7 protein-coding genes and 1 tRNA gene are annotated in these 7772 nt (G+C 73.0%); 2 read left to right on the top strand and 6 right to left on the bottom strand.

Features of this window, described 5'->3' with window-relative positions; genetic code table 11:
- Together ACTUAL_RS29255 and ACTUAL_RS29260 are read right to left on the bottom strand one after the other, a co-directional pair.
- Positions 1–1041 (bottom strand): RecQ family ATP-dependent DNA helicase (locus ACTUAL_RS29255; protein WP_440902498.1); only part of this gene is annotated, 1041 nt, incomplete at its 3' end.
- Between the two features lie 9 nt (positions 1042–1050).
- A complete protein-coding gene (locus ACTUAL_RS29260; RefSeq protein WP_440902499.1) occupies positions 1051–2421 on the bottom strand; it encodes a hypothetical protein in 1371 nt (456 codons plus the stop codon).
- Between the two features lie 84 nt (positions 2422–2505).
- Between ACTUAL_RS29260 and ACTUAL_RS29265 the strand changes: the two genes are divergently transcribed.
- Positions 2506–3261 (top strand): HNH endonuclease, encoded by a 756-nt coding sequence (locus ACTUAL_RS29265; protein WP_440902500.1) that lies wholly within the window; start codon positions 2506–2508, stop codon positions 3259–3261.
- A 7-nt stretch (positions 3262–3268) separates the two neighbouring features.
- On the opposite strand, the gene ACTUAL_RS29270 is transcribed toward ACTUAL_RS29265, so the two are convergent.
- The 3 genes from ACTUAL_RS29270 to ACTUAL_RS29280 form a co-directional block, all read right to left on the bottom strand.
- Positions 3269–3631 carry a YbaB/EbfC family nucleoid-associated protein gene (locus tag ACTUAL_RS29270; protein ID WP_096496363.1) on the bottom strand — a complete coding sequence of 121 codons (363 nt, stop codon included), beginning with the start codon at positions 3629–3631 and terminating at the stop codon, positions 3269–3271.
- A 1018-nt stretch (positions 3632–4649) separates the two neighbouring features.
- A tRNA-Leu gene (locus ACTUAL_RS29275) sits at positions 4650–4726 on the bottom strand.
- Positions 4727–4787: 61 nt separating this feature from the next.
- A complete protein-coding gene (locus tag ACTUAL_RS29280) occupies positions 4788–5069 on the bottom strand; it encodes a metal-sensitive transcriptional regulator (RefSeq protein ID WP_015804348.1) in 282 nt (93 codons plus the stop codon).
- A 263-nt stretch (positions 5070–5332) separates the two neighbouring features.
- Between ACTUAL_RS29280 and ACTUAL_RS29285 the strand changes: the two genes are divergently transcribed.
- Positions 5333–5674 carry a histone-like nucleoid-structuring protein Lsr2 gene (locus ACTUAL_RS29285; protein ID WP_015804349.1) on the top strand — a complete coding sequence of 114 codons (342 nt, stop codon included), beginning with the start codon at positions 5333–5335 and terminating at the stop codon, positions 5672–5674.
- Between the two features lie 61 nt (positions 5675–5735).
- On the opposite strand, the gene pabB is transcribed toward ACTUAL_RS29285, so the two are convergent.
- On the bottom strand, positions 5736–7754 hold the full coding sequence (gene pabB, locus ACTUAL_RS29290) for an aminodeoxychorismate synthase component I (RefSeq protein WP_440902501.1): 2019 nt from the start codon (positions 7752–7754) through the stop codon (positions 5736–5738).
- Positions 7755–7772 lie beyond the last annotated feature (18 nt).

The following is a 7772-nucleotide window of genomic DNA, read 5'->3' on the forward strand; positions in this document are numbered from 1 at the left end:
CTCGATCATCTTGCGCTGCTGCACCACGTCCTGCAGCCCGTACGCGAGCCAGGCCGTGGACGGCTGCCCGTCGCGGCCCGCGCGGCCCGTCTCCTGGTAGTAGCCCTCGACGGACTTCGGCAGGTCCAGGTGCGCGACGAACCGGACGTCCGGCTTGTCGATGCCCATGCCGAACGCGATGGTCGCGACCATGACCAGGCCGTCCTCGCGCAGGAACCGCGACTGGTTGGCCGCGCGCGTGCCCGCGTCCAGGCCCGCGTGGTACGGCAGGGCCGCGATCCCGTTGTCCACCAGGAACTCCGCGGTCTTCTCCGTGGAGTTGCGGGACAGGCAGTAGACGATGCCGGAGTCGCCCGCGTGCTCGTCGCGCAGGAGCTTGAGGAGCTGCTTCTTCGGCTCGTTCTTGGGGACGATCCGGTACTGGATGTTGGGGCGGTCGAAGCTGGCGACGAAGTGCTTGGCGTCCTCCAGGCCGAGCCGGGTGGCGATCTCGGCGTGGGTGGCCTTGGTGGCGGTCGCGGTGAGGGCGATGCGCGGGACGTCCGGCCAGCGCTCCTTGAGGTGCGACAGGGCCAGGTAGTCGGGGCGGAAGTCGTGGCCCCACTGGGCGACGCAGTGCGCCTCGTCGATCGCGAACAGCGCGACGTCGCCGCGCTCCAGCAGGCGGGTCGTGGCGTCCAGGCGCAGGCGCTCGGGGGCGAGGTAGAGCAGGTCCAGCTCGCCCGCGAGGAACTCGGACTCCACGAGCTGGCGCTCGTCGGGGAACTGGGTGGAGTTGAGGAAGCCCGCGCGCACGCCGACGTCGCGCAGGGCGTCGACCTGGTCCTGCATGAGCGCGATCAGCGGCGAGATGACGACCCCGACACCGGGCCTGACCAGGGAGGGGATCTGGTAGCAGAGCGACTTGCCGCCGCCGGTGGGCATGAGGACGAGCGCGTCGCCGCCACCGATGACGTGCTCGACGATCTCGCCCTGGTCACCGCGGAAAGACTCGTACCCGAAGACCCTCCGCAGGACCTCACCCGCGTCGCTGGAAGCCATTGGGCAAGGCTAGCCGACGGGTCCGACAGGTTTCTTGAAGACGGTGGTGGAGTGCCACTCGAAGTAGTCCCGCGATTCCGGGGTGTGCGCGGGGACGTGGCGGCCGTCGAGTTCGGCGAGGCGGGCGCGGACGGCGGGGTAGGTGGTGTCGGCGACGCGGACGCGGCCGTCGGGGGCGACGGTGAGGTGGCCCTGCTCGTAGAGGTGGTCGCAGCCCAGGGCGCAGGCGAGCATGGCGACGTTGGCGAGGTCGAGCGCCTCGACGTACTCGCACGCGGTGCGGAACTTGACGTGCGCGGCGACCAGCGAGCGGGCCGGGTAGTCCGCGCCGCAGAGGGCGCACGGGGCGGCGTCACGACCGTCGAGGAGCAGGCTCCGCAGGGCGGTCTGCTCGACGCGGGTGGTGGCGGTCGCGGGGCGGTCGAGGTCCGCGGTGCCCAGACCGACCCTGCGGAGGACGGCTCGGGCGTTGGCGCCGAGGTAGGTCCTGGCCAGGTAGGCGGTGATCTTGGCGCGCAGGAGCCTGTTCCTGGTGAGCGCGGTGGCGGTCCGCTCGGGGAAGCCCGCTCGGGCGTGGGTGTCGGAGGCCTTCGGGACGCCGGTGAGGCCGTGGGTCTCCCAGAGGTCCGGCGTCGAGGCGAGGTGCCAGAAGGGGTACTGGGGGGTGCGGTTCGCGCCGGACTCGACGAGCAGGTCGCCCACCTCGCGCTCGAACTCGGGCCAGGTCACCAGCCGCGGCTCGTGGCGCACCAGCCTGCCGATGGCCCAGAGGAGGGTGAGCGGCTTGTGGAGGCTGGGGCGGCCCTGGGCGGAGTGGGTGTTGAGCCCGCGGACGGCGGCGTCGAGCAGCTTGGTCGCGGGCCAGGTGATGTCGGCGCGGGAAGCGGGCTTGCGGGGAGGCTCGGGCTGGTCGGCCTGGCGCTCCTGCGCGGCGGCGAGGTAGTCCTCCAGCTTCTGCGCGTCCACCTCGCGGTAGCCGGGGACCCAGACCTCCAGCCGCAGCCGCTTGCTGTTGTTCCCGGCCTTGGGCGCGCCCTCCCGCTGGCCGATGCGCCCCTGACCGCTGGTGAGCTGCTGGCGGAGCTCCGCGAAGTCCTCGCACGCGCGCAGGGGGAACGGTCCGGGGAACACGTTGCGGTCCCGCGGGGGGAGTTCCCGGACCTTGTGCGAGTCGACCAGCGCGGCCCGCAGCACGGCGTTCGCGGCGCCGAGGCGCGCGAGGAGGAGCTGGAGGGCGGTCCGGTAGTCGGAGTTGCGGCTCCGGCCCGCCACGGGGCCCTTGCCCCCGGCGCTCTCCAGCACCACGGCCAGCCCGTCGCCGTCCGGGACGACGGAGAAGGCCGCGTTCAGCTGCTGGCCGGAGTCCGAGGTCATGCTCATCGGAACACCGTGCCAGAAGCCCCGCGCGGGACGGGCGCGCCCCGGTGATTCCGGGGATTCCGCGATGCCTCCTAGGCTTCCACCATGGGGTACGCCGACGTGGGCAGGGCCGAGGTGCTGCGGGCCATCGCGGAGTGCGATCGGTTGGGGGCCGAGGAGTTCCGGAAGCGGTACGGGTTCGGGCAGGCCCGGCGGTTCGTGCTGGTCTACGAGGGCGGCGAGTACGACTCCAAGGCCGTCGTCGGGGTCGCGCACGGGTTCCTCGCGGGCCGGGAGCCGTTGCGGGCCTCGGACTTCAGCGGCGGGCAGGCCACGGTCACCCGGCTGCTGGCGGGGCTCGGGTTCACCGTCGTCGACCGCGCGCAGGTCCCCGCGCCGACGGCCGACGCGGAGAAGGCCGTCGTGTGGGAGCGGGGGCGGGTGCTCGAACCCGCGCCGCGGCAGGAGCGCACGACCAGCGCGGTGCAGCGGTTGCGCTACGTCGCGGCGCTGGTGAAGGCGATACACGAGGACCGCTGCCAGTTCTGCGGCACCCGGCTGGACCTCGGGTACGGGCACTTCAGCAACGCCGCGCACATCCGGGCGCTCGGCGCGCCGCACCACGGGCCCGACCACACCGACAACGTGCTGTGCCTGTGCCCGAACTGCCACGCCCAGTTCGACGCGCGGGCGCTCTACGTGGACGAGGACGACAACGTCCGGCACGTCAACGCGGGGCAGCCGCTCGGCCCGCTGCGCCGCGACCCCCGGCACCGGATCGCCGCCGAGCACCTGGCCTACCACCGGTCGCTGCCGGTCGACCCCGCCCGCGCGCAGGCGCTCGCGGACGACCGGGCCTAGCGCCCCCTCAGCGGTCGCCCGGTTCCTGGGCGGGGTCGCGGTGGCGGAGGCCCTGCTTGATGCGCTCCAGCCGGTTGCCCGTGATCGGGCCCACGGCGTCGTCCAGGAGCTGGGTCGCGTTCTGCGTCGCCATCTGGATGGCCGACAGGATGTCCGCGCGCAGCGCCGACGGGGTGCGTCTGAGCGCCTCCTCGGTCAGCTGCAGGTCGACCACCGCGCCCGACGGGGCCGCGGTCACGGTGACCGCGCCGTCGGGGCTCCTGCCCTGGCCGCGCAGCTCGCGCATCGCCCGCTGGACGTCGCCCGCTTTCGCCGACTGCTCCTCGAACGTGCGCTTCATGTGCTCCAGGCGCTGCTGCCGGTCCCTCACGACACCCCCGCGCGTCCCCGCCGTCGTACCTCTGAATGGCCCCCGGAGGCTACGGCAGGACAGCCGTACGGGGGTCGTTATTGCCCGGTGGTGTTCAGCACTTCACCCGGAACGGTCAGGGGTGGCGCTCAGGAGCGGGGGGCGGGGAGAGGGCGTTGAACGGCGGGTCGACCGGGGATGGAGATCAACCGGGGGCTCGGCGCGCCCACGGTCGGGTGAAGAAGGCGACATCCCCGTTCGAGGGCCCGGTTCGGACGCGGGCGGGAAACGATCTACGGAACGGCGCAGTCCGAAGGGGACGGCCGGAAGGGGGGTCGGCGGGGGAACACCGCGCGTGTTCTTCCGAGGGCCGCTCGGAACCGTTCGATCCACTCCGAACACCCGGACGCGCCGGTTTTCCCGGTGCGACCGGCACTCCCCCGCGCGGCGCCACCCGGTTGTTCCGCGCCGCTCACCTCGCGGTGTGAAAGCGCGGTGTGGCCGTGCGCGGGGGGTGCTTTTCTCTCGGGCGAACCCGCGGTGAACCGGATCGCGTCCCGTCGCGATCACTTCGGGTTCGTGGGCGACCTCCCGAAGGCGCGCGCCGTGCGCGCCTCCGGTTCACCAGGGGGTGCCCCGATGCGGATCGGGAAGGTTCCGGGACGTGAACACCGGGCCCGCGCCGCGCGCGCTTCCGGTAATTCCCCCGCGCGTCCGCCATCCGCGCGGGCACTGCCCTCCGGAGGGGTTTGCGCGCGTTCCGCCTCGGGCACCGCGCGCCGCGTCGGGCACCGACCGTGAACGGTTTCCCCGAAGGCCGCCCGGTGTCGCCCCTTCGGGCAAAAGAACCCCGGCGCTTCGGACACCCCGGCGACCGCGCGCCGCGCGCACAAGGCGCCGGGCGGTCCCGCGGGGAACCCGGTGCGAAAAGCCGCCGAGGGGCGGGGCCGGGGCACGGGGAATGCGGGCGCCGGGCGCCACCGAAGGTCGACGGGACGGCGCACAACAGCGCGGATGAGCGTGAATTGCTGGTCAGGCGTGGTGCCCCCGGTGCGACTCGAACGCACACTGGACGGATTTTGAGTCCGCTGCCTCTGCCGATTGGGCTACGGGGGCCGGTGGCACGACTCTACTCGATCAGGCGAGCGCGCCGCCGCGCGGGGCGGCGTGTCGCGGGTCAGGAGCGGACCAGTCGGGCGATCGCCGCCGAGGCCTCCGCGATCTTCTCCTCGGCCACCTCCCCGCCCTGCGCCGCCGCCTGCGCCACGCAGTGCTTGAGGTGCTCGTCCAACAACCCCAGCGACACCGCCTGGAGCGCCTTGGTGGCGGCGGAGATCTGGGTCAGCACGTCGATGCAGTACTCGTCGTTCTCCACCATCCGCTGCAACCCCCGGACCTGCCCCTCGATCCGCCGCAACCGCTTCAGGTAGGCGTCCTTGTCCTCCGTGTAACCGTGCACCGCTGCCCGCCTTCCCCTACCCCAGGTGGGTACCCGCTCCAGGATAGGCCACCCAACCGGGTGTGACCCCGACCACGAGCCCGACCGCGCATTTCCCGACATAACCGCAGCCCCGAAATGACCCGTCCGGGGGCATCAGTCACATTTACCAGACGAAAGGTTAGGCGATATTCAGCCCGTGCACTATGGTGTCGAACGAAGCGTGTGGCGTAGTTACAGATGTCGAGGGCAACACACGCTATGCGAGCACACACGGAGGAACAGTGGCACAGCAGACCGTCGTCCAGCTCATCGACGACCTCGACGGCAGCGAAGCCGCCGAGACCGTGACCTTCGCGCTCGATGGTGTCGAGTACACCATCGACCTCTCCAAGGACAATGCGGACAAGCTCCGCGACTCCCTGGCCGACTTCGTGGCCAAGGCGCGCCGCGCCGGTGGGCGCAAGCAGCGCAAGGGCGGCGGCAAGAGCACCGTAAAGGCCGGCGACAAGGCCCAGGCCCAGGCCATTCGCGACTGGGCCCGCGCGCAGGGTCACCAGATCTCCGACCGCGGTCGCATTCCCCAGGGCCTGGTCGTGCAGTTCCAGGAAGCCCACGCCTCCTGAGCCGCGCAAGCGTTTCCCCGGCTGTCCGCGAGCGAACGGCCGCAGCCGGGGAAACCGCAGGTCACCTGCCGGGAAAGTCCGCCTGGAACAGCGCGAGGGCCGCGGTCGCCTTGACGGCCGTCTCCTCGAATTCCGCCTCGGGGTCGGAGAGCGCGATGACCGCGCCGCCCACCCCGAACGCGGTCTCGCGCGCGTCCGCGACCAGCGTCCTGATGACGACGCTGAAGTCGGCGGCCCCGCACAGCGAGAAGTACCCCAGGGCTCCGGAGTAGACGCCCCTGGGCCCGGCTTCCAGCGCGTCCAGGATCTGCATCGTGCGGATCTTGGGGGCGCCGGTCATGGAACCGCCGGGAAAGGCCGACCGCACGGCGGACACGGCCGTGCGCCCCGGCGCCAGCCTGCCCCGCACCGTGCTCACGAGCTGGTGGGCGGTCGCGTAGGTCTCCACCGCGAACAGCCTCGGCACCCGCACGCTGCCCACCTCCGAGCAGCGGCTCAGGTCGTTGCGCACGAGGTCGACGACCATCAGGTTCTCGGCCCGGTCCTTGACGCTGACCGCCAGCTCCGCGCGCAGCGCCGCGTCCTCCTCCGGCGTGCCCCCGCGCGGCCGGGTGCCCTTGATGGGCTCCGACTCCACGCCGCCCGAGCGGTCGACCCGCACGAACCGCTCGGGTGAGCAGCTGAGCACCGACAGCTCGCCGAAGCGCAGCAGCGCCCCGTACGGGGCCGGGTTGCGGGCGCGCAGGAACCGGTAGCCGCGCCACGGGTCGATCCGGCCGGGGACCACGCCCCGGTTGGTCAGGCACACCTCGTAGCTCTCCCCCGCCGCGACCGCCTCCAGGCAGGCGTCCACCAGCTTCAGGTACCGCTCGCGGTCGTGCCGCAATTCCACCTCGCCCCGCAGGGGGACGGGAAATTCCTTCTCGGGGGTGCGGAAAGCGCGCAGGAACTCCTCCGCGCGGTCCAGCCAACCGCCGTCCGCGCCTTCGAGCGCGAGCAGGTGGCAGCGCTTTTCCCGGTGGTCGAAGACGAGGGCGCGGTCGGCGAACACCAGGGCCGCGTCCGGGTGCCCGGAGCGGTGGACGGCGTCGCCGCCGCACTCGGCCTTGAGCTCGTACCCGAGGTAGCCGACCCAGCCGAGCGCGAAGTCGAACGGCAGGTCCGGGGCGTCCACCCGCCACGCCGCGAGGTCGGCCTCCAGCCAGTCGAGCAGCGGGCCGTCGTGCTCGGCCACCCCTGCGGCCGAGGTGACGCGGACCCGCCCGGTGGTCACGTCGTAGCGGGCGACCCGCGCCAGCGGCCCCGAGGCGTCGCCGATGACCGAGAACCGGCCGCGCGCGGCGTCGGCGCGGCTGCTGTCCAGCCAGAACGAGTCGGGGGACGCGCCGTGCAGCGCCGCGTGCACCGCCTCGGGGTCGGGGTGGACGTCCAGCGAGCGCACGAGCAGCCGCCTCGGCGCGGCCTCGGCGGGCGCGGGCGGCGGTGGGGGCGGGGTGGGCGCGGCCCGGCCGCCCGCGAGGTCGCGGAAGTTCGCCAGCAGCCCGAACCCGTGCTCACCCGCGACCGACTCGGGGTGGAACTGCACGCCCCACGCGGGCCGCCCGCGGCGCCGCACCGCCATGAGCACGCCGTCGCCGGGCGCCCAGGCCAGCGGTTCGAGCTCCGGCGGCAGGTCGGTGGCGGCCAGCGAGTGGTAGCGCACCACGCGCAGCGGTGAGGGCAGCCCGGCGAACAGGTCGGTCCCGGTGTGCGCGACCTCGTCCACGATGCCGTGCCGGGGCGTCACCCGCGCCACGGTCGCGCCGTGCCCCAGGCACAGCCCCTGGTGGCCGAGGCACACGCCGAGCAGCGGGATCTCCGCGTGCTCGACGACGGCCGCGCACAGCCCGAAGTCGCGCGGGTCGTCGGGCCTGCCGGGGCCGGGCGAGATCAGCACGGCGTCGTAGCGCCGCAGGTCGGCGAGCCGGAAGTCCGGGTCGTCGTGCCGGATCACGTCGGGCTCGCGGCCGTTCACCCTGGCCACGAGGTGCGCCAGGTTGCCGGTGAACGAGTCGAGGTTGTCGATGAGCAGGGTTCGCATGGCAGGCAGGACGGTACC

This window comes from Actinosynnema sp., from assembly GCF_052038725.1.